Genomic DNA, 661 nt, shown 5'->3' with positions numbered 1-661 from the left:
TCACCCACACCCACTCACAGCCCTCAAGACGCGGCTGAGCCAGCAATTCCTGCACCAACTCCAGCGCACCGACCGTCACTTCCTCGGCGGTCAACCCGCCCAGAACAGCTGGCACATCGACGACCACCCGCCCCGGCACGTCCGCACCCGTCTCCAGGAGCGCCACCAGGGCAGCCACATCACCGACCGGCTCCACCCCCACAGCACGGCACACCTCTCCCGCGCCCACCACCCACGAATCCCCGGCGGCCGCATCCTCCGCCAGCACCCGCGGCACCTCGAAAGCCACCCGGTAGGCATGGTCCACCACCCGGCTCCCCCGCACCTGCTCGGCGGACGCCGCACGGATGCGCAGTCCCTCGGCGTGCAGGACGGGCTGCCCGGAGGTGTCGGCCACCGTGAGCGAGAGATGTTCGTCCGTGGCCGGGTCGAGGGTGAGGCGCACGCGTAGTTCGGTGCTGCCGGCGGCGTGGAGTTCGACGCCGGTCCATTCGAACGGCAGGAAGACCGGCCGGTCCTCACCCTGCTCCTCGCGTACCCCGGCCAGGGCGTGCAGGGCGGCGTCGAGCAGGGCAGGGTGGATGCCGAAGCCGTCCGCCGGCCGGTCCTCGGCAAGTCGAACCAGACCGTAGGCGGTGCTGCCCTTGCGCCACAGCTCCCT

Annotated in this window: 1 protein-coding gene; it reads right to left on the bottom strand. The window is 71.4% G+C overall.

Going from position 1 to position 661, the window contains the following annotated elements; genetic code table 11:
- Window positions 1-661, bottom strand: a 661-nt coding sequence (locus ACPXCS_RS39615; RefSeq protein ID WP_425971250.1) for a polyketide synthase dehydratase domain-containing protein, incomplete at both ends; no start/stop codon positions are given.

Origin of the sequence: Streptomyces sp. DT190 (genome assembly GCF_049846985.1) — a bacterium.
Lineage (GTDB): Bacteria > Actinomycetota > Actinomycetes > Streptomycetales > Streptomycetaceae > Streptomyces.
This window is presented reverse-complemented; position numbering and strand designations above follow the sequence as displayed.